General features: G+C 65.9%; 23 protein-coding genes. 10 read left to right on the top strand and 13 right to left on the bottom strand.

All coding sequences use genetic code 11. The features are described 5' to 3' along the window. Nucleotides 1-168: 168 nt before the first annotated feature. Nucleotides 169-1,170 (top strand): Ldh family oxidoreductase, encoded by a 1,002-nt coding sequence (locus LC066_RS09495; protein WP_224898256.1) that lies wholly within the window; start codon nucleotides 169-171, stop codon nucleotides 1,168-1,170. Here the strand turns inward: LC066_RS09495 and LC066_RS09490 are convergent. After that, nucleotides 1,167-1,862: a sulfite exporter TauE/SafE family protein gene (locus tag LC066_RS09490; protein ID WP_224898254.1), complete on the bottom strand. Its 696-nt coding sequence runs from the start codon at nucleotides 1,860-1,862 to the stop codon at nucleotides 1,167-1,169. The genes LC066_RS09495 and LC066_RS09490 overlap by 4 nt on opposite strands. A 98-nt stretch (nucleotides 1,863-1,960) precedes the next feature. Here LC066_RS09490 and rraA point away from each other — a divergent pair, with 98 nt between their 5' ends. Continuing rightward, nucleotides 1,961-2,449: a ribonuclease E activity regulator RraA gene (rraA, locus tag LC066_RS09485; protein WP_222475526.1), complete on the top strand. Its 489-nt coding sequence runs from the start codon at nucleotides 1,961-1,963 to the stop codon at nucleotides 2,447-2,449. A 20-nt stretch (nucleotides 2,450-2,469) separates the two neighbouring features. Here the strand turns inward: rraA and LC066_RS09480 are convergent, their stop codons facing one another. The 4 genes from LC066_RS09480 to LC066_RS09465 form a co-directional block, all read right to left on the bottom strand. Beyond that, nucleotides 2,470-3,534: a 4-oxalomesaconate tautomerase gene (locus LC066_RS09480; RefSeq protein ID WP_224898252.1), complete on the bottom strand. Its 1,065-nt coding sequence runs from the start codon at nucleotides 3,532-3,534 to the stop codon at nucleotides 2,470-2,472. 107 nt (nucleotides 3,535-3,641) lie between these two features. Beyond that, the gene (locus LC066_RS09475; protein ID WP_224898250.1) at nucleotides 3,642-4,316 is read right to left on the bottom strand and encodes a 4-carboxy-4-hydroxy-2-oxoadipate aldolase/oxaloacetate decarboxylase; all 675 of its coding nucleotides are present in this window, start codon (nucleotides 4,314-4,316) and stop codon (nucleotides 3,642-3,644) included. A gap of 3 nt (nucleotides 4,317-4,319) precedes the next feature. Then, nucleotides 4,320-5,297: a VOC family protein gene (locus tag LC066_RS09470; protein WP_224898248.1), complete on the bottom strand. Its 978-nt coding sequence runs from the start codon at nucleotides 5,295-5,297 to the stop codon at nucleotides 4,320-4,322. Nucleotides 5,298-5,318: 21 nt separating this feature from the next. Further along, complete coding sequence (locus tag LC066_RS09465) at nucleotides 5,319-6,050, bottom strand: PIG-L deacetylase family protein (protein ID WP_222475505.1); 732 nt, start codon at nucleotides 6,048-6,050, stop codon at nucleotides 5,319-5,321. Between the two features lie 238 nt (nucleotides 6,051-6,288). Between LC066_RS09465 and LC066_RS09460 the strand changes: the two genes are divergently transcribed. After that, a complete protein-coding gene (locus tag LC066_RS09460) occupies nucleotides 6,289-7,461 on the top strand; it encodes a LysR family transcriptional regulator (RefSeq protein WP_224898246.1) in 1,173 nt (390 codons plus the stop codon). 128 nt (nucleotides 7,462-7,589) lie between these two features. Beyond that, nucleotides 7,590-8,084 (top strand): MarR family winged helix-turn-helix transcriptional regulator, encoded by a 495-nt coding sequence (locus LC066_RS09455; protein WP_224898244.1) that lies wholly within the window; start codon nucleotides 7,590-7,592, stop codon nucleotides 8,082-8,084. A gap of 65 nt (nucleotides 8,085-8,149) precedes the next feature. On the opposite strand, the gene LC066_RS09450 is transcribed toward LC066_RS09455, so the two are convergent. The 6 genes from LC066_RS09450 to LC066_RS09425 all read right to left on the bottom strand — a co-directional run bounded on the left by LC066_RS09450 (nucleotide 8,150) and on the right by LC066_RS09425 (nucleotide 12,457). After that, on the bottom strand, nucleotides 8,150-9,583 hold the full coding sequence (locus LC066_RS09450) for an NAD-dependent succinate-semialdehyde dehydrogenase (RefSeq protein WP_222475500.1): 1,434 nt from the start codon (nucleotides 9,581-9,583) through the stop codon (nucleotides 8,150-8,152). A 287-nt stretch (nucleotides 9,584-9,870) separates the two neighbouring features. Further along, on the bottom strand, nucleotides 9,871-10,257 hold the full coding sequence (locus LC066_RS09445) for a dihydroneopterin aldolase (RefSeq protein WP_224898242.1): 387 nt from the start codon (nucleotides 10,255-10,257) through the stop codon (nucleotides 9,871-9,873). Then, on the bottom strand, nucleotides 10,250-10,582 hold the full coding sequence (locus tag LC066_RS09440) for a YciI family protein (RefSeq protein ID WP_222475496.1): 333 nt from the start codon (nucleotides 10,580-10,582) through the stop codon (nucleotides 10,250-10,252). Before LC066_RS09440 ends, LC066_RS09445 begins: the two co-directional genes overlap by 8 nt. Then, the gene (locus LC066_RS09435) at nucleotides 10,582-11,421 is read right to left on the bottom strand and encodes a class III extradiol dioxygenase family protein (protein ID WP_222475495.1); all 840 of its coding nucleotides are present in this window, start codon (nucleotides 11,419-11,421) and stop codon (nucleotides 10,582-10,584) included. The genes LC066_RS09440 and LC066_RS09435 overlap by 1 nt, the downstream gene beginning before the upstream one ends. Further along, nucleotides 11,421-11,759 (bottom strand): extradiol ring-cleavage dioxygenase, encoded by a 339-nt coding sequence (locus LC066_RS09430; protein ID WP_085888867.1) that lies wholly within the window; start codon nucleotides 11,757-11,759, stop codon nucleotides 11,421-11,423. Before LC066_RS09430 ends, LC066_RS09435 begins: the two co-directional genes overlap by 1 nt. Beyond that, nucleotides 11,759-12,457 (bottom strand): alpha/beta fold hydrolase, encoded by a 699-nt coding sequence (locus tag LC066_RS09425; protein WP_224898240.1) that lies wholly within the window; start codon nucleotides 12,455-12,457, stop codon nucleotides 11,759-11,761. The genes LC066_RS09430 and LC066_RS09425 overlap by 1 nt, the downstream gene beginning before the upstream one ends. Before the next feature lie 195 nt (nucleotides 12,458-12,652). Here LC066_RS09425 and LC066_RS09420 point away from each other — a divergent pair, with 195 nt between their 5' ends. The 6 genes from LC066_RS09420 to LC066_RS09395 all read left to right on the top strand — a co-directional run bounded on the left by LC066_RS09420 (nucleotide 12,653) and on the right by LC066_RS09395 (nucleotide 19,019). Beyond that, nucleotides 12,653-13,399: a GntR family transcriptional regulator gene (locus tag LC066_RS09420; RefSeq protein ID WP_224898238.1), complete on the top strand. Its 747-nt coding sequence runs from the start codon at nucleotides 12,653-12,655 to the stop codon at nucleotides 13,397-13,399. Nucleotides 13,400-13,543: 144 nt separating this feature from the next. Then, nucleotides 13,544-14,950 (top strand): vanillate/3-O-methylgallate O-demethylase, encoded by a 1,407-nt coding sequence (gene ligM / locus LC066_RS09415; RefSeq protein WP_224898236.1) that lies wholly within the window; start codon nucleotides 13,544-13,546, stop codon nucleotides 14,948-14,950. 178 nt (nucleotides 14,951-15,128) lie between these two features. Continuing rightward, nucleotides 15,129-16,115 carry a TRAP transporter substrate-binding protein gene (locus LC066_RS09410; RefSeq protein WP_222475487.1) on the top strand — a complete coding sequence of 329 codons (987 nt, stop codon included), beginning with the start codon at nucleotides 15,129-15,131 and terminating at the stop codon, nucleotides 16,113-16,115. Nucleotides 16,116-16,124: 9 nt separating this feature from the next. After that, nucleotides 16,125-16,637: a TRAP transporter small permease gene (locus tag LC066_RS09405; protein WP_222475485.1), complete on the top strand. Its 513-nt coding sequence runs from the start codon at nucleotides 16,125-16,127 to the stop codon at nucleotides 16,635-16,637. Continuing rightward, complete coding sequence (locus LC066_RS09400; protein WP_222475483.1) at nucleotides 16,634-17,938, top strand: TRAP transporter large permease; 1,305 nt, start codon at nucleotides 16,634-16,636, stop codon at nucleotides 17,936-17,938. The genes LC066_RS09405 and LC066_RS09400 overlap by 4 nt, the downstream gene beginning before the upstream one ends. A 166-nt stretch (nucleotides 17,939-18,104) precedes the next feature. Beyond that, nucleotides 18,105-19,019, top strand: coding sequence for a methylenetetrahydrofolate reductase (locus tag LC066_RS09395; protein WP_224898234.1), 915 nt, complete (start codon nucleotides 18,105-18,107; stop codon nucleotides 19,017-19,019). Between the two features lie 26 nt (nucleotides 19,020-19,045). Here the strand turns inward: LC066_RS09395 and LC066_RS09390 are convergent, their stop codons facing one another. Then, nucleotides 19,046-19,537, bottom strand: coding sequence for a permease (locus tag LC066_RS09390; protein ID WP_224898232.1), 492 nt, complete (start codon nucleotides 19,535-19,537; stop codon nucleotides 19,046-19,048). Continuing rightward, nucleotides 19,534-20,106, bottom strand: coding sequence for a hypothetical protein (locus LC066_RS09385; RefSeq protein WP_222475477.1), 573 nt, complete (start codon nucleotides 20,104-20,106; stop codon nucleotides 19,534-19,536). The genes LC066_RS09390 and LC066_RS09385 overlap by 4 nt, the downstream gene beginning before the upstream one ends. Nucleotides 20,107-20,114: the final 8 nt, after the last annotated feature.

The following is a 20,114-nucleotide window of genomic DNA, read 5'->3' as shown; positions in this document are numbered from 1 at the left end:
GGCGCCCCGGGGGCTTTCGAGGGTCAGCCCGATGCGTTTCTCTGTGCCAAAATTCTCCCCGCCGGAGGCATCGCCCGGTCCGGGCGCCAAAGCGGCAGAGGGCATCGGCTTGACTGTCCCGCGCCGAGGCGATCCATTGGCGCCACGTTTCCAGATCGGACCTCTCCCATGACCAGCCGCACCCTGACCCCCGCCGAGGCCCATGCCCTCGTCGTCGACACCCTGACCCGCTGCGGCACGGATCCCGCCAATGCGGTGCCGGTGGCCGAGGCCCTGGTAGGGGCGGAGCTGACGGGGCAATACGGCCATGGGCTGCGCCGCCTGCCGACCTATGCGCGCCATGTCCTGACGGGGAAGGTGAAGGGCCGGGTGCAGCCGACCAGCCAGCGCACGCGCCCCGGCGCCCTGCTGGTCGATGCCCATGACGGGTTTGCCTATCCCGCCCTCGACATGGCGCTGGAGCAGCTGCCCGAGATGGCGCGCGAGAACGGCATCGCCCTGGCCGGGCTGCACAATTCGCATCATTGCGGCGTCGCCGGCCTGCCGGTGGAGCGGCTGGCCCAGCAAGGCTTCCTGGCGATCTTCATGGCCAATGCCCCCGCCGCAATGGCCCCCTGGGGCGGGCGCAAGCCGCTGTTCGGCACCGATCCCATCGCCTTTGCCGCCCCTGTCGCGGGCGGCGATCCGGTGGTCATCGACATTTCCCTGTCGAAGGTCGCCAAGGGCAAGATCATGGCCGCGACCCAGACGGGGGAGGACATCCCCGAGGGCTGGGCGCTGGATGCCGATGGCAATCCCACCACCGACGCCCATGCCGCGATGAAGGGCACCATGCTGCCCATGGGCGAGGCCAAGGGCACGGCGCTGGCGATCATGGTGGAGATGCTGGCCGCAGGCCTGACCGGCGCGCTTTACGCCCATGAGGCCAATTCCTTCTTCGATGTGGAAGGGGACCCGATGGGGGTGGGCCAGGTCATCCTGGCCATCGACGCCACCGTCTTCGGCCCTCATGCCACCACGCGCTTTGCCGACATGGCCCGCGAGATCGAGGAGATGGACGGCGCGCGCCTGCCCGGTCGCCGCCGTCAGCAGATCCGGTCGGAGCTGTCGAGGACGGGCATCGCGGCCGATGTCTCCCTGCTGGAGGAGATCGACGGGCTGGCGCGTTAACCCGCCAGCAGGGTGCTGGCGCCCAGCCAGATCAGCCGGGCCGAGATCAGCACCAACGCCAGGTTCAGCGCCCGGCGGAACTGTCTATCGTCCAGGCGCATCAGCACCCGTTTGCCCAGCACCGTGCCGAGGAACCCCATGGCGATCATCAGCAGGATGAACCCGGCCCAGGGCCCGAAGGCGAAGCCGAGAAAACCGAAGGTCAGGCTTTTCAGGCTGTGCTGGATCGTCATAAGTACCGCGTGGGTGCCCACGTGGGCCTGTCGCGGCAGGGTGAGCGATTTCACGTAGTTGGCGACGAAGGGGCCGGTGGCACCGAAGAACATCGTCAGAAACGACGACGCCAGCCCGGTCAGCCCGCCGGCCTTCGCCAGCCAGGCGGGCGGCTTGCGGAAGACGGACCACAGGACGAAGGCGCCGATGCCGATCTGCACCACTGCCGGTTCCAGCCGCACCGCCACTGATCCGCCGATCGCCACCCCCAGGACGGAGCCCGCGGCGAAGGCCGCCACCACCCGCCATTGCACATGGGTCCGCATCAGCACGGCACGGAAGAAGTTGGACCCCAGCTGTATCACCCCGTGCACCGGGATCAGCGCCAGCGGGGGAAACAGGCTGGCCATCACTGCCAGCAGAAGAACCCCGCCGCCGATCCCCATGGAGGCGGTGATGAAGCTAGACGCAAGGCTCATACCCGCCATGAGAAGCCCGGATTCCACCGGCAATCCATTGAAAATCAGTTCTATGAGGCGTTCCATGCGGCCCAGCTCTCCCTATGGAATTGGTGCAGATGAAGACGACGTGCGACCTGCATGAAGATTACGGCAATGCGATTGAGATCCTGCCCTACGGCCTGACCTCCTACGGGGCAAGGACCGGATTTCAGGGCCCGATCGAAACGCTGAAGTGTTTCGAGGACAATACGAAGCTGCGGGAATTGTCGCGCAGCGAGGGCGACGGACGGGTGCTGGTCGTCGATGGTGCGGGGTCGCTGCACGCGGCCCTTCTGGGCGGGCGTCTGACCCGGCGCTTCGCCGAAAACGGCTGGGCCGGGCTGGTGATCTGGGGCGCGGTGAAGGACGTGACTGAGATCCGCGAGTTGGACATCGGGGTGCTGGCCCTGGGGCATATTCCCCGCCACTGCATGTCGCGCGGCGACGGGCAGGTGGACGTGCGGCTGCACCTCGGCGGCGCCCGGGTCGACCCCTATGGCTACCTCTTCCACGACGAGGATGGCACGGTGATTTTCCCGCCCGAGATCGAACACCCCTTCGGATAAGGGTCGGCCTTCGGCCAGGTTCAGGAAAAGACCCGCCCGTCGAACAGCTTGCGCGCCGTGCGCAGGGTTCCCGCGCCGGTGATCTGCCCGCCCGCGTCGGTCTCGATCAGCACCTCGGCGGCGCCGGAGGGATGCTCGATCCGGAACCGGCCGTCCTCGGGCAGTTGCGCCAGGGCGGCGGCGGGGCTGCCCTCCACCAGGCAGGCGGAGGCCACGGTGACTGCGGCGAAGACCCCGATCGAGGCATGGCAGCGATGCGGGATGAAGCTGCGGGTGCTGATCGCCCCGCCTGCCAGCGGGGCCGAGACCAGTGTCATCTTCGGCACCGATTTCTCCGCCACGTCGCCAAGGTTCATCATGGGTCCGGCCTTCAGGCGGATCGCCTCCAGTCGTTCTTTCAGGGCGCTGTTCGCCTCCAGCTCCTCGCGCGTTTCGGTGCCGGTGATGCCCAGGTCGCTGGCGGCTATGACGACACAGGGCATGCCGTTGTCGATCAGCGTGCAGGCCACGCCCTCGATCTCGTCCGCGCCGTTTCCGGTGGGCAGCATGACGCCGCTGCCGGTCATCGACCCGGCGGTGCCGGTGAACATCAGCGGCACCGGCGCATGGGTGCCGGGGACGCCGTCGATGGAGGCGTCGCCCGTGTAGGTCACCCGCCCGCCCGGGGTCTGGACCTTCGCCACGGCCACTTCGCCGGTGTTGCGCATGTGGATGTGCACCGGGGTCACGTCACCCGCCACGGGCACCAACCCGCGTTCAATCGCGGCAGGGCCGACACCAGCCAGGATATTGCCGCAGCCCTGGGCGTCGGTGACGATGGCCTCGTCGACGAAGACCTGCAGGAAGAGGTAATCCACGTCAGCATCCTCGCGCGTCGGCGGGCCCAGCACCGCAACCTTCGAGGTCAGCGGATCCGCCCCCCCGATCCCGTCGATCTGCCGCGGATCCGGCGAGCCCATGATGCCAAGCAGAAGCGCATCCCGCGCCGCCACGTCGTCTGGCAGATCGGCGGCCAGGAAATAGGCCCCCTTGGAGGTCCCACCCCGCATCCAGAGGCAGGGAATTCCGTCCTGATACTCGGGCATGGCGCCCCTCCCATACTTGGGCTGAAAATACTCTCGGGGGGTCTGGGGGCGGAACGCCCCCAGCCTTGCAACTTGCGCCATCGGTCAAGTCCGATGGTCGCTGCCCTTCAGACGTACTTCAGCCCCTTGGCTTCCAGCCGCGGCCGCATGTCGTAGATGTCGAGGCCCAGCTCTCCGGCGGCCAGGCGCACGCGCTTGGCTTCTTCGGCGTCCAGACGCTTGCGGGTCGCGGCCAGCACGGTCTCGGCGTCTTCGCGGCGCACCACGCAGACACCGTCGTCATCGGCCACCATGATGTCGCCCGCGCGAATGGCCTGGCCGGCACAGACGATGTCGACGTTCACCGAGCCGAGCGTTTCCTTCACGGTGCCCTGGCAGGACACGGCCTTGGACCAGACGGGGAAATTCATCTCCCGCAGGTCGGCGGTGTCGCGCACGCCCGCGTCGATGATCAGCCCGCGACAGCCCCGCGCCTGGGCCGAGGTCGCCAGCAGGTCGCCGAAATAGCCGTTGTCGCAGGGCGAGGTGGGGGCCAGCACCATCACGTCCCCGGCCTGCAGCTGTTCGATCGCCACGTGGATCATCCAGTTGTCGCCCGGCGCGGCCGAGATCGTGACGGCGGAGCCGGCGATCTTCGCTCCCTGCTGGATCGGGCGCATGTAGGCGGCCAGGCAGCCGGTGCGCCCGGCGGCCTCGTGCACGGTGGCGACACCGGCGGCGGCCAGTTCGTCAATGATGGCCTGATCGGCCCGTTCGATGTTCTGGACGACGACATTTGCCATGCCTCAGCCCTCCTTCTTGTCCACGGGCGGGGTGCCGTGGGTGTGGAATGTCTCGATGGTCTTCAGGCCCCAGGCCTGGCCCTTCTTGCGGTCGGCCTCGGTCCAGACGACGGGCTCCCAGCCCGGATCCAGGATCAGCCGCGCGCCGGCATTGGCCAGCTCGATGCGGTTGCCCGCAGGCTCCCAGGCATAGAGGAAGAAGGACCCCTGGATCGCATGCTTGTGCGGCCCCGTCTCGATATGCACGCCGTTCTCCAGGTAGATGTCGGCGGCGCGCAGGATGTCCTCGCGGGTGTCGGTGGCGAAGGTGACGTGGTGCAGGCGGCCATTGCCGCCGCCGCGTTCCTCGGAGCAGACCAGGTCATAGGTCTTGTTGTTGCACGAAAACCAGCAGCCCCCCATGCGCCCGTTGTCCAGCTGGATATACTCGGTCACGCGGGAGCCGAGGCAGGTATCCACCCAGTCCTTGAAGGCCCGCACGTCCTCACCCAGCAGGTTGACGTGGTCGATGCGGCGCGGGCTGATGCCTTGGGCGTGGTAGCGCGAGGCGAGGTTCTTCAGCGCCGAGGCATCCTCGGGCGGGGCCTGGTATTTCACCGTGTCCCAATAGAGTTCAAACACATGGCCGAAGGGATCCTCGAAGCGGTAGGCGCGCCCGTGGCTCTGGTCGCCTTCGACCCAGCCGTGTTTGACGTAATCGCTGGCCTCGATGGCCGCCACCCGCCGCTCCAGCGCCTCGGGCGAGGCGACGCGATAGCCGATGTGGCCAATGCCCGTGGTATCGGCCCGCGTCAGCTTCAGCGAGCAGAACTCGTAATCCTCCCAGGCGCGCAGATAGGCGCTGGTCTCATCCTCGGCGGACAGTTTCAGCCCGAAAACCCGGGTGAAGAAGTCGAGGCTTTCGTCATACTTGTCGGTCAGCACCTCGACATGGCCCAGGTGGGCCAGGTCGGGATGCGGCATCGTTGGAACGTCGGACATGGTTTCCTCCCTCGAACCGCGTCAAAGTTCGTCGACGGTGCGCGGGAAGATCGACTGGAACCCTTCCGCGTACTTGCAGTCGCGCCCGCCGGACATGCCGCCCGAATTGCGCTTGAAGTGGTTGGCGCGTTGCTGGGCGACGCGGGTGTAGTAGTCCCACAGGTGCACCTGGCCGTTCATGCATTCCATCGCCGCGCGCTTCTTGTCCCAGACCGGCGTGATGTCGAGGAAGGTGTCGGGCTTCCATCCCATCTGTTCGGTCTGGTGCGGCTCGAACAGGTAGAGCTGCGGCGCGCCCAGCACGGTCTCGCCAGGGTTGTGGCCCCAGGCCTGGGCGATCATGCGGCACTCCAGGGCAATCTGGGTCATGTACATGTGGTCGGTGTTGTAGGGGTCGTATTGGCTGTGGCTCATCATGAAGCGCGGCTGCACCTTGCGGATCAGGTCGACCAGCTTAAACTTGTCTTCCTTCTCCAGCTGCAGCGGGTAGTCGCCCAAGTCGAAGCATTCCAGATGCGCGGCGCCCAGGGCGTCGGCGGCGGCCTCGGCCTCGCCGCGGCGGATCGCCTTCACCTCGTCCAGGCTCTTGCCCTCTTTCCACAGGCGCGCGCTCTCGCCGCGCTCCCCGAAGCTGAGGCAGGCGACGGTGACATCATAGCCCTTTTCCGCATGCAGGGCGATCGCGCCGCCGCAGCGCCAGACGAAGTCGGCGGCATGGGCGGAGATGATGAGGGCGGTGGGTTTGTCGGACATGGGGGTCTCCTTCGTACAGGCCGCTGTGCCGGGACGGCGCCGGCTGCGGGTCGCGCGAACCTTCACCGATCAGCGCGGAAAACCCAAATTTGAAGAGCGTGGCGCCTGATAAGTTCATGCTATAGCATTTGTGTGCCGAGCGTGGATTGGAATGAATGCCTGCAAATGAAATAATGGACTCATTAATTATGCAATCTCGAATGTACCTTTTTGCAAAAGGCGGTGCCGGAGGCATGGCATGAAATGGAACCTGCGCCACCTGAGGGTGTTTTTGGCGATCACGCGGCATTGTTCCGTTTCCCGTGCGGCGCAGGAATGCAACCTGTCGCAACCGGCTGCGACCCAGGCGGTCGCCAAGCTGGAACGCGACCTGGCGCAGCCGCTTTTCCGGCATATGTCGCAGGGCCTTTTTCCCACCCCAGCGGGGGAGCTGCTGGCGGCGCGGGTCGCCCGTGCCCTGCGCCGCATTGATCGGGCCGCGGCGCCGATCTCGCCGCGGCTGGCGGGGGCGGCCAGCTTTGCCCAGCTGGAGGCGCTGATCGCCCTGCGCGAGACCGAGAACTTCACCCTGGCCGCCCGGCGCCTGGGGCTGTCGCAGCCGACGGTGCACCGGGCCGTGGCCTACCTGGAATCCGAGGCGCGGCGACCGCTGTTCGACCGAACCGCCCAGGGCATCCGGGCAAGCCGCCCGGCGCGGCAGCTGGCGGATGCGGCGCGCCTGGCTTTCGCCGAGCTGGAGCAGGGCGAGATGGAGCTGGCCGAACTTGCCGGTCGCGCGGCGGGGCGGATCGTCGTCGGGGCGATGCCGCTGGCGCGCAGTTCCTTGTTGCCAAGGGCCATCGCCGCGTTTCGCGCGGCCCGGCCCGACACGCTGATCCGGGTCGACGAAGGTCCCTATGCCGATCTTCTGGCCGGGTTGCGGCGGGGGGAAATCGACTTTCTCATCGGCGCTCTGCGTGATCCCCTGCCCATCGGGGACGTGGTTCAGCAGGAGATGTTCGAGGATGACCTGATCGCGGTGGTTGGCCCCGACCACCCCTTGCGGGATCGCCGGGATCTGACGCTGGAGGACCTGGCCGCGCAGCCCTGGGTCCTGGCCCGGCAGGGTACGCCCTCGCGTCGGATCTTCGACGGGTTGTTCCAGGGACATCGCCCACCCGAGAGCATCGTGGAGACCGGCTCCATGATCCTGATGCGGGAGATGCTGCGCGCCTCCGACCATCTCGGCTTCATCTCGCGGCTTCAGGCGGCTGCCGAGATCGACCTCGGGCTGATGGTGCCCCTGCCACTGGACCTGCCCGGAACGCGCCGGCCCATCGGGCTGACAACCCGGCAGGACTGGCTTCCGACAGCCGCCCAGGACGCTTTCCTCAAAGAACTATCCGTGTCGGTACGACAAAAGTCGTATTAGTTTTAGTTAATATCTCAATTGCAAATTGATTTACGTCATTGTGTAATTGGTCATGTGAACAAAACTGTTGTGTGCGCCGCCGTCGGGACGCGTGACGGCGAAATTTTCTGGGGACAAAGTGTATGAGTATGTTTGAGAAAGTGAATACCGGGCCGAACACCGAGGTAGAGGTGTCCAGCGTCGCGCGGAAGCATGTGCTTCTGGATGTGATGGTGCATCTCTTGCGGCGGGCACACTTCCGGTGCGAGTCGCTGTTTCCGGGCGTCTTCGCTGAATACGACATCACGTCGCGCCAACTGGCGCTGCTGGTGGCGATCGGGCAACGGCCGAATTCGTCGCAGAAGACGATCGGGGAGGCCGTGGCGCTGGACGTCAATACCGTCAGCGACACCCTGCGCCGGATGGAGCGCAAGGGGCTGGTGCAGCGTGAAGCCTCGCTGACCGACGCGCGGTCGATCTGCGTGTCGCTGACCCGCAAGGGGTTCCTGCTTCTGGAAAGCGCCGATGAGGACATGCTGCGCCTGGAGAAGCGCGCCTCGATGAACCTCAGCGCGGATGAGGCGGAGCAGCTGAAATACCTGCTGCGCAAGATGCTGAATATCGAGCTGCCGCAGGCCCACTGACGGTGCAGTGCTGACGGCACGGCGCGCGGCGCGCGGGAATTGGGGCCCGCGCGCCGCGTTCTGTCTTAGCCCAGCCGGGTGACGAACCGGGTTTCCAGGTAGCTTTCGATGGCTTCCGAGCCGCCCTCGGTGCCCATGCCGCTGTCACCGATGCCGCCGAAGGGGACCTCCGGCATCGACAGTCCGAGGTGGTTGATCGTCAGCATCCCGGCGCGGACCTCGTCCTGCAGGCGCTGCGCGCGGCGCGACGAGCTGGTCCAGGCGTAGGAGGCCAGGCCGAAGGGCAGGCGGTTCGCCTCGGCGAAGATCTCATCCTCGGTCTTGTAGCGGTTGACGATGGCCAGCGGCCCGAAGGGTTCGTCGTTCATCATCAGCGCATCGGTGGGCACGTCGGTGATCACCGTCGGCTCGAAGAAGTTGCCGGCGTTGCCGATGCGGTGGCCGCCGGTCTTCACCTTTGCTCCCTTGGCGACGGCATCGTCGATCATCGCGGTGATCGCGGGGATGCGGCGGTCATTGGCCAGCGGCCCCATCTGGGTGCCCTCGGCCATGCCGTCACCGACCTTCAGCGCAGCATAGGCCTCGGTGAAGCCGTCGGTGAAGGCGTCGGCCACCCCTTCCTGCACCAGGAAGCGGGTGGGAGAGACACAGACCTGGCCCGCGTTGCGCTGTTTCGCGCCCAGCATGCCCTCGATCGCGGCCTCGACATCGGCATCGTCGAAGATCAGCACCGGCGCATGGCCGCCCAGCTCCATCGTGGCGCGTTTCATGTGCTGTCCGGCGATTCCCATCAGCATCTTGCCCACCGGGGTGGAACCGGTGAAGGAGACCTTCTTGATGACCGGATGGGGGATCAGGTAGCCGGAGATCTCCGCCGGATCGCCGTAGACCAGATTCAGCACGCCGGCGGGCACGCCTGCGTCGACGAAGGCGCGGATCAGCTCGGCGGGGGAGGCCGGGGTTTCCTCGGGCGCCTTCACGATGATGGTGCAGCCGGTGGCAAGCGCGGCAGAGACCTTGCGCACCACCTGGTTGATCGGGAAGTTCCAGGGCGTGAAGGCGGCGACGGGGCCGACGGCCTCCTTGATGGTCAGCTGGGTGACGCCGGGCTTGCGCGCCGGGATCACCTGGCCATAGGCGCGCCGCGCCTCTTCGGCGAACCAGTCGATGGTGTCGCAGGCGCCCAGGATCTCCACCTTGGCCTCGGCCAGGGGTTTGCCCTGTTCGGCGGTCATGATCTGCGCCACCGTGTCGACGCGATCCCGCAGCAGGTTGGCGGCGCGGCGCATGATCTTCGACCGTTCGAAGGCCGCGGTGCGCTTCCATTCGGGGAAGGTGCGGTCGACGGCGGCCAGCGCGCGGTCCAGGTCCTCGGTGCTGGCATGGGCGCAGCGCCCGATTTCCTCGCCGGTGGCGGGGTTCACAACGCCGAGCGTCTTGCCAGAAGCCGCCGGCACCCATTCGCCGTCGATCAGAAGAAGCGTGTCCGGATAGCTCATGGCCCTGTCCTTTCCATATGCGCCTGCACAATTGCGCCTGTTGGCCGCCGCGGCGACCGTATTCGGGTTTGGGCGCATGTGTCTAATATTTTGAGCGACCGCGCAAGACTTCAGGTCACAGGAAAACGGTGAAATCCTTGTGACATGGCTGGCATAGCAGTTCAGCCGCACCCAAGCGGGCGCGGCTGAACTGGAATTGACTCTCTGAATACTGAGCGTGCCGTGCCGCTAACGCGTTGGAAATCGGCGGAACCCACCCTGGAAGGCGGACCATCTGGCCCGGCGGATCAGGCCGAAGTGCGGGCCAGGGTGACCTCGGTTCCGGCCAGCCCATTGGTCAGCGCCTGGGGTTTGCGCAGATGCACGCGGGCCGATTGCACCGGGGCGCGGTCCAGCAAGCGGCGCGCCAGGTGCTCGGCGAAGACCTCGACCAGGCCGATCTGGGTGGCTGCGATGTCCTCGGCCAGTTCGCCCACCAGACGATAATCCAGCGCCTGGTCCAGGTCATCGGCATCGGGGGTCAGCACGTCCATCTCGACGTCGAGGAACAGGGGCTGGCGTTGCCCCTGTTCGTGACCCAGCACGCCGATCAGGGCCTCGACGCGCAAGTCGCGGACGAAGACCTTCGTGCGCACTGCAACCTCGGACCCGACCGGCATCGTCCCGTCAGCCATCGGCGAGGCGGGGCGACATCGGATCGGTAATCCGATGGGCCTGGAAGGTGTCGGGCAGGGGCGTCAGGTCGATCTCGGCCACGATGCCCGCGGCGTTGAACGGATCCCCTTCGGCGAAGGCGCGCGCGTCGGCCGGCGACGCTGCCTCGATGATGCCGAAGTTGCCGATGCCGGCCCCGCTGTCATCCTGCAGGGCAGAGCCGATCAGCACGGAGGCCAGGCCGTTTCCGCCCGATCCGACCCAGGCGCGGTGCGCGGGGCGGTGTTCATCCCGGGCCGCGTCCTGGCCCGGGTGGTGCAGACAGCGCATCAGGAAGAAGGCCATCAGAGATTCTCCAGCACGACCATGCCGGCGCCGGTCATCGAGGCGGGGGCGTGGTAATGCTTCATCTTCAGGTCGACCTTGTCGTCCATGGCCGCGCGCATCACCAACCACATGATCAACTCCGCCCCTTCCGAGCCGAACTGCTCGACATAGTCCTCGCGGGACATGTTGCGGAACTTCTCGTAGTTGTTGGCGATGTTGTTCAGCCAGTCCTCGTCGGCCTCGCGGTTGATGAAACCGGCGCGGCTGCCCTGCAGTTGGTGCGACAGGCCGCCGGTGCCCATGATGACCACGCGCTCATCGCCCGGGAAGCTCTCGATCGCCTCGCGCAGGACCTTGCCCATTTCCCAGCAGCGTTGCGGGGTGGGGATCGGGTACTGGATGGTGTTGACCCAGATCGGCAGCACCTTCACCGGCCAGTTTTCGGGGCGGCCGAAGAACAGCTCCATCGGGACCTGCAGGCCGTGGTCGACCTCGATCTCGCGGCAGACCAGCGGGTCGAAGTGGTTCTCCACCAGCTTGTCGACGAAATGCCAGCTGAGATCCGTGGCGCCCTCGAAGGAAGGGATGGAGCGGCGGCCGTAGCCTTCGTCCACCGGGTCGTAATGGTCGGCCACGCCCACGGCGAAGGTGGGCACGCGGTCGAGGAAGAAGGTGTTGCCGTGGTCGTTGAAGATGACGACCGCGATGTCGGGCTTCTTCTCTGCCATCCATTCCTTGCCGGGAATGTAGCCGTCGAAGAAGGGTTTCCAGTCGGGGTTGTCGGAGATGCCCTTGTCGAGCGCCGCGCCGATGGAGGGTACGTGGCTGGTGCCCACGCCGCCGATGATCTTGGCCATTATTCTTTCCCCAGTCGCTGTTTCAGGAAGTCCGCGTGGTCGAGGCCCGCCTGGGCCGCGCCGATGGCGGTGATCGGGGTCGGGTCGACCGCGGCGATCTTCAGGATGAAGAACAGGTTGCCGCCCATGGCCACCATCCGGTTCCAGTCGCGGGACATGACCGCGTCCTTCTGCTCGGGGGTCAGCTTGTACCGGTCGAGGAAGGCTTCCTCGTCCGCCTTGAAGGCTTCGCGGTTGGCCGGGTCGCCAAGCGCCATGGCCATCTTGTTGATCCGATAGCCGTCGATCGACCCCTTGCGGTCGAACAGCGGTGTCTCGGGGATCTGTGCGTCGGACATCAGAACTCCTCCTCGTGGGTTTTCAGCCAGGCGGTGATTGCGGTCACCGTCTCCTCGGGCCGTTCGACGGGCAGGAAGTGGCCTGCGCCGTCTATCACCTGTACCTCTGCGCGCGGCAGAAGGGCAGCGATCTCGCGATGTTGCTTTGCCGGGGACCATCCGTCCTGGGCGCCCGTGATCAGAAGCACGGGACAGGGGATGTCGGCAAGGTAGGTCTTCACGTCGGGGCGGGCCAGCAGGGCGCGGATCTGGCGCTCATGCACCTCTGCGCCCATTTTCAGCACCATCTCGGTCAGGTCCGTGACCAGGGCCGCGTCACCGACGCGGGCCGGGTCCAGCATCGGCGGGATCCATTCGGCGGCCAGCCGGTCCATGTCCTCATGGCCCAGGGCGACCTTCGCCATGCGTTTGGGTTCTTCGCCCGCCTTCAGGCTGCCGTGGCCGGTGTTGGCCAGGATCATGCCGCGGATGCGGTCGGGGGCCTGGTGGGCCATCTCCATCGCGACGCGGCCACCCATGGAGTGACCGGCGAGGACCAGCGGGCCGGGGTGATCGCGCAGCAGGCGCGCGGCCATGGCGGGGATGCTGGTCTCCTGCGAGACATCGGCATCGGCCACGGGCATCGGCGAGGCCTCGGCCACGGCGCGCCAGACGCGTGCATCGGATAACAGTCCGGGGATCAGCAGCAATGTCGCCATGGCGGTCCTCCTCCTCCACGTCGCATACATTTCATCGTTGGATAGCCGTGTTTTGACGATTCAACAAGGGTAAATCCCCTCCAATGTATACATTGCCGCGGGGAAGGCCCCTGTGTGCCCGAGGCCAGCTGTCAATTGGTTTGCGATGTGGCGCAGTCATGTATACAAATTTTGCGGATGGATCAGGAGACATGAATGGCACGGGAAGCGACCTCGAAAACTCACGCGATGCGCGCGCTGGTGGAATTGCGCAAGCGGATCACAAAGGGCGAGTTGCCGGGCGGCACCCGCCTGTTCGAGGTGGCCCTGGCAGAGGATCTGCAAATCTCCCGCACCCCTGTGCGCGAAGCGATGTCGCGCCTGGCCGAGGAGGGCCTGCTGGAGCGTGCGCCCTCGGGCGGTTTCATGGTGCGCAGCTTCGCCTATGCCGACGTGCTCGACACGCTGGAATTGCGGGGCGTGCTGGAGGGCACCGCGGCGCGGTTGGCGGCCGAGCGCGGCGTGTCGGAGGCGAAGCTGCGCGAGATCACCGAGATCGTGCGCAAGCTGGACGAGGTTTTCGGCGATGACCCCGGCGAGGTGGATTTCGAGGCCTATTCCGAGCTGAACAGCCAGTTTCATGACGCCCTGGCGGCGCTGCCCGGCTCCGCCACCTTCGAGCGGGAGCTGGCGCGGGTGAAATCCCTGCCCTTCGCCTCGCCCTCGGCCTTCCTGCCGAACGAGGGGCGCCTGTCGGCCTTCCGCCGGTCACTGGCCGTCGGGCAGGAGCAGCACCGCGAGCTGGTGGCCGCCATCGCGGCGCGCGAAGGCGCCCGGGCGGAGGCCCTGGCGCGGGAACATGCCCTGGCCGCACGGCGCAACCTTGAATACATTTTCTCCAGCGAACATAGCATGGTCACCACCGTGCCGGGGTTGGAGCTTGTTGCGCCCGCAGAAAAGTAACCGCCCATATAGCCAGTAAAAGCAGGCAATTTCTCGCCTCCCGGTCAAAATTTCCCCGGGCGGCGCGGAAATTTTCTCTTGCTTTTTGCAGCGCGACTCGCGATCTCATGTATACATCAACATGTGAATGGGAGGAGCCTCCACATGGCAATCCAAAGTCTTTCCTCGGTCATCGCTGCCGCGGGTAACCCCGTCGAACTGCTGCGCAACTCGCAAAGCGGCATCTATGTGTACCCGGTGGTCGCGCCCGAATACTCCAACTGGCGCAGCGAACAGCAGGCCTGGCGCGACACCGCCGTCCTGTTCGACCAGACGCACCACATGGACGAGCTGATCGTCGAAGGCCCCGACGCCGAAGCCTTCCTGGCCTATGTCGGTATCAACGGCTTCAAGAACTTCGACCTGAACAAGGCGAAGCACTTCGTCCCCGTTACCCCCGCCGGCCACGTCATCGGCGACATGATCATCTTCCGCGAGCGTGACGACAAATTCGTCCTGGTGGGCCGTCAGCCGACCGCCAACTGGACCAAGTTCCAGGCCGCCATCGGCAAGTGGAACGTGCGCCTGTTCCACGATCCCCGCTCCGATTCGCGCCCCGATGGCGAGCGCGTGCTGCGCACCCACTACCGTTTCCAGATCCAGGGCCCCGACGCCAACAAGATCTTCGACGAGATCAACGGCGGCCCGGTTCCGGACATCAAGTTCTTCAACGTCGACTGGATCAACATCGGCTCCAAGAAGGTGCAGGCGCTGCGTCACGGCATGGCCGGTGCACCGGGTCTGGAAATCTGGGGCCCCTACAAGGATCGCGACTACATCCTGTCGACCATCCTGGAAGCCGCGAAGAAGGTCGGTGTCGACCTGCGCCGCGTGGGTTCGCGCGCCTATTCCACCAACACCGTGGAATCCGGCTGGATCCCCTCGCCGCTGCCCGGCATCTACACCGGCGACGGCATGATGGCCGAGTACCGCGACTGGCTGGGCGCCGACGCCTATGAAGCCGTGGGTTCGGTGGGTGGCTCCTACGTCACCGACAACATCGAAGACTACTACACCAACCCGTTCGAGCTGGGTTACGGCTTCTACATCGGCTGGAAGAAGGACGACTTCATCGGCAAGGAGGCCCTGACCAAGCTCAAGGACTCCCCCTCGAACCGCAAGAAGGTCACCTTCGAGTGGAACCCCGAAGACGTGATGAAGGTCATCGCCTCCAACTTCGAGGAAGGCGTGCCCTGCAAGTGGATCGACTTCCCGCAGCCCAACTACGCCTCCTCCTCGACCGACATGGTCATGCAGGGCGACAAGATGGTCGGCATGTCGATGTTCAACGGCTACTCCTTCAACGAGCGCCGTTGCCTGTCGCTGGGCGTCGTGTCCCAGGACGTGCAGGTCGGTGACGTGCTGACCCTGAAATGGGGCGAGCCGGACGACACGCAGAAGACCTCGACCGAGAAGCACCGCCAGGCGGACATCCGTGTGCGCGTCTCGGACACTCCCTACGCCAAGGAAGCGCGCGAAAACTACGCGGACAGCTGGCGCACCAAGGGCTAAGACGTTTTCGTGTATCCCCGGGGGGTTGTAATCCCCCTCGGGGGTCGCGAGAAAATGATGCCAGCCGCGCGATTTCCGGTCGAAGTCTCGGATTTGTCGCGTATCGTCTGTATGCATCACGGAATACCGGCATGGGGAGGAGCCCGTGCCGGCGTTCGCAAAACCCGGGAGGATTTTCATGAACCGTCTTGCAACTGGCCTGGCCTTCGCCAGCGCCCTGACCTTCGGCGCCGCTGCCGCCCAGGCTGAGGAACTGTCCTTCGCCCACTTCGCAGCCCCCACCCACACCCTGACCGGCTCTGTCATCGAACCGCTGAACGACGGCGTTTCCGCCGACACCGACGGCGAGCTGACCGTGCGCGCCTATCCGGGCGGTGAGCTGGGCAAGGGCCCCCTGGAACAATACGTCCGCGTCGTGCAGGGCGTGGCCGACATCGTGTGGGGCCTGCCGGGCTACACCTCGTCGCAGTTCCAGAAGACCATGATCGCGGAAATGCCGGGCGTGATCCCGGACGGTGAGCCGGGCTATCCGGGCATCTGGGCCGCCATGGATGAGATCAAGTCCGAGTTCCCGGCGACCAAGCCGCTGGCTGTCTGGACCTCCGAACCCAACATCTTCATCATGAAGGACGTCGACGTTCGCACCCCGGCCGATCTGGAAGGCCTGAAGATGCGCGTCGCGGGGTCCACCTCCGCCTCGATGATCGAAGCCCTGGGCGCCACCCCGGTGCAGATGCCCGCCGGTGAGATCTACAACGCGCTGCAGACCGGCCTGATCGACGGTGTTGTCACCGGCGCCTCCGCCGTCACCGACTTCAAGCTGTCGGAAGTGGCCAACAGCTACACCGTGGGCGCGCCGCTCGGCCGTCTGACCTTCTACGTCGTCATGAACCAGGGCCGCTACGATGGCCTGTCGGACGAGATGAAGGCCGCCATCGACGCCCATTCCGGTGAGAGCCTGTCGCAGAGCGCCGAGGAAGCCTGGAACCGCGTGGCCGATGAAACCATCGCGAGCCTTGAGGCCGACAGCTCCAAGACCGTCATCACCCTGTCCGACGAAGAAGCCGCCGCCTTTGGCGAGCTGACCTCGCCGGTGACGCAGGCGACGGTTGACGAGATCGGCGGCCAGGCCGCGCTGGAGGCCATGCAGGCCGCATACGAGTAAGGACCGGCAATGCTCGGAACTCTCAGAAAGATCGCGGACGGGCTTATCGGCCTGTCCGCATTCATCGGCACCCTGGGTCTGGTCTTCGTGACCGGCGTGGTGCTGGTCGACGTGATCGGACGGACCTTCGTCTCGCCGCTGACCGGGGCGCAGGATTACACCCAGATGGGCATGGTCATCATCGTCTTCGGTGGCATGGCCCTGTGCGACAAGCTGGGCGGGCACGTCTCCGTCGACATCTTCGAACGCAGCTTCCCGCCGCGTTTCAACCATGTGCTGGACGTTCTCGCCGCCATTCTGGGCGCCGCGATCTTCGTCGGCATCGCCTATACCGTCTACGACAGCTCGAAACTCTCCCAGATGCTGGGGCTGGCCACCAACATCGTGGCGCTGCCGAAATGGTATTTCCAGTGGGCCCTTTCGGTGATGGCCCTGATTACCGCCCTGGGCATGATCCTGCGCGCGGTGGAACTGACGCTGACGGGCTGGGATGCCCGGGCCGAGAAGGAGATCCGTGAATGAGCGGAGAAATGATCGGCCTCGTCGGCATGCTGGTGCTGCTGGCGCTTCTTGTCCTGCGCTTTCCCGTCGCCCTGTCGATGTTCGCCGTGGGCTTCGTCGGCATCTGGGTGCTGCGCGACCTCAACTCGGCCATGTCGCTGATGGCCTCCGAAAGCTTTACCCTCGCCTCTTCCGCCGAACTGGTGGTGGTGCCGCTGTTCATCCTGATGGGCAACGTCGCCTCCGTCACCGGGATGAGCGCGAGCCTTTATGACGCCGCCTATGCGATTATCGGACGGCTGCGCGGCGGCCTGGCCTCGGCCACGGTGCTGGGCTGTGCGGGCTTCGCCGCGCTGTCGGGCTCGTCCGTGGCCTCGGCGCTTACAATGGGCAAGGTGTCCATGGCGCAGATGGACCGCTTCAACTACGACAACCGGCTGTCCACCGGCGTGGTCGCCGCGGGCGGTACGCTGGGGATCCTGATCCCGCCCTCCACCGGCTTCGTCATCTATGCCATTCTGACCCAGCAGAGCATCGGCCGCCTGTTCCTGGCGGGCGTCCTGCCGGGGCTGCTGATGCTGGCGATGTTCATCGCCGCGATCTCGATCATGTGCTGGATCTGGCCGCACTTCGGCCCCAAGGGTCCCAAGACCACCATGGGCGAGAAGGCGCAGAAACTGATCGGCGCACTGCCCGTGCTGCTGGTCGTCATCCTGACCATCGGCGGCATCTACACCGGCATCTTCTCCCCGACCGAGGCTTCGGCCGTGGGCGCAGGGCTGGTGATCCTGATCGCTTCGCTTCAGGGCAAGCTGACTTTCCGCCGCTTCTGGGAAGCGGCGAAGGACAGCGTGGTGACCACCGCCACGGTGATGCTGATCCTGATCGCCGCCCATATGATCAACCCCTTCCTGGCTCTGACCCACATCCCGGCGCTGGTCGGTGACTTCCTGGCTGGGCTGGACGTGGGGCCGATCGCCATCCTGGCGCTGATCCTGCTGACCTACCTGGTGCTGGGCTGCTTCCTGGAAGGGTTCGCCATGCTGGTGCTGACCATGCCGATCTACTTCCCGGTGATCATGCAGCTGGGTCTGGACCCGATCTGGTTCGGCGTGCTGGTGGTACTGACGCTGGAAATGGGGCTGATCTCGCCGCCCGTGGGGGTCAACGTCTTCATCGTCAAATCGGTGGCGCGCGACGTGCCGCTGGCGCGGATCTTCGCGGGCGTCACGCCCTTCTGGTTCGCGATGCTGGCGACGCTGATCCTGCTGGTGGCCTTCCCTCAGATCGTTCTGATCCTACCTGATACCATGATGCAATGACGATGCGGGGCCTGCGGGCCCCGCGTCTGACCTGCGTCATGAATACATCACAGCGCGACGGATGCTCTGTCATCCGCCGAAAACTTGCGTTTATGCGCGTAGCTCTTGTGGGAATCGTCATATCATGTATACATTGACACAGGGATTACGGAGGAGACTGCAGGATATGATCTCGTTCATCGGACGACGCGACAAAGGGGGCTCCGCCACCGGAGCCGGGCTGCACGAGCTTGTGCAGGGCTATTCCATCGAGGTGATGCCGCGCACGGCAGCCAAGATCGAGGATTTCCGCACCCTGCTGCCCGAGGGCACCCGCGTATACATCGCCCACATCGAGGGCACGCCCATCGAGGAGATGGTGGCCACCGCCAAGCGCCTCGCGGACGAAGGCTTCCCTGTGATGCCGCACTTCCCCGCGCGCATCATCAAGGACAAGGCGACGCTGGAAGACTGGATCAAGCGCTACCAGGGCGAAGCGGGTGTCGATCAGGCGCTGATGCTGGCCGGGGGCGTGGCAGAGCCGCACGGCGACTACCATTCCTCCATGCAGCTGCTGGAAACCGGCCTGTTCGACCAGCACGGGTTCAAGCGCCTGCACGTCGCGGGCCACCCCGAGGGCAACAAGGACATCGACCCTGACGGCTCCACCAAGCTGGTCGATGACGCGATGCAGTGGAAACAGAGCTTCTCCGAGCGCACCGACGCCGAGATGGCGGTCGTCACCCAGTTCGCCTTCGAGGCGCAGCCGGTGCTGGACTGGATCGCCAGCCTGCGCGACGCCAATGTTGACCTGCCGGTGCACGTGGGCATCGCCGGCCCGGCGAAGCTGCAGACGCTGATCAAGTTCGCCATCGCCTGCGGCGTCGGCCCGTCCCTGAAGGTGCTGCAGAAGCGCGCCATGGACGTGACCAAGCTGATGCTGCCCTACGAGCCGACCGAGGTCATGACCGACTTCGCCGAGGCCCGGGTGACCGGTACCCATGCGCCGGCGCAGATCCACTTCTTCCCGCTGGGCGGGATCAAGGCGACGGCCAACTGGGCGATGAAACACGGCGCCGAGCCGGTGAAGGCCGCCAGCTAACCACGCGATCCGCGCGGGCCGTCAGCCTACATGACGGCCTGCGCCACCAACCCCAGGACCACCGGGACCGGCAGCGAATAGAGCAGCCTGACCTTTGTGAACCTGCCCCCCATCATTGGCACCTCGTAGCTCATGATCCGAAGGATCGAATAGATGCACCAGGCCGTTACATAGGCGGTCAGGGCGCCGAAGGTTGCGCCGGCCTTGAGGGCCGAGGCGCCGATCGCGAAGGCCACGAAGGGGCCGCCCGGGGTCAGCGCCCCGAAAACGGAGGCGATCAGCAGCCCGGCGAAGCCCGCGCTGTCGCCCAGGAATCGTTGCACGAAGGCCTCCGGCAGCAGCAGCGCCAGGAATCCGGCGGAGATCAGGCCCAGCATCAGACGCGGCAGCATGAAGACGAAGGTGTCGAGGCTGATCGTCCAGACCGTGCGCAGTTCGGACGCGTGATCGCGCCGGACCCGGGCCAGGGCCCAGAGGGCACCGGCCCAGATGATCGCGCTGCCGATCAGGATGTTCATTCCGCCGCTTCTCCCGTGATCGCCCGGCGCCGCGCCACGTGGCGGATGGCCAGCCCCAGCAGGATTGGCACCGGCAGGGTCATCAGCACGCGCAGGCCGACGAAATGGGCGGGCAGGAAGGACAGCTCCCAGATCAGGGTGCGGTTGGCCGACAGCAGGACCCAGCCCGAGACCATCGCCACCCCCGCCGCGATGTCGGCGCCCGAGGTGATCAGCCCCGCCGTCAGGGCAAAGGTCACCGCCGGCCCGCCGGGGAAAAGCGCCCCGGCCGCGGTCGCCACGGCCAGGCCGCGCACCCCGCTGTCGGGACCGGCGAGCGCCAGGATGCGCTCGCGCGGCAGGACATAGCCAAGGGCCACGGCCAGAAGGATGCCGCCCACGACCTTGGGCAGCAGCATGGCGGCAAAGCCCAGCTCGACCAGCAGGGTATCGGTGAAGACCTCCGGCCCGTGCAGAACCCAGACCGCTGCGCCGCTGGCCGCGCAGATCAGCGCAAGGGTAATCAGCCCGGCGTCGATCTTCTTGCGCTTCTTCGGAGGCGTCTGGGGAGAGGGATCGGGGGCGGACATGCCCCTGC

Source organism: Pseudooceanicola marinus (assembly GCF_020177265.1).
GTDB lineage: Bacteria > Pseudomonadota > Alphaproteobacteria > Rhodobacterales > Rhodobacteraceae > Pseudooceanicola > Pseudooceanicola marinus_A.
Note: the sequence above shows the minus strand (reverse complement) of the source record. Positions and strands in the feature narration are given on the sequence as shown.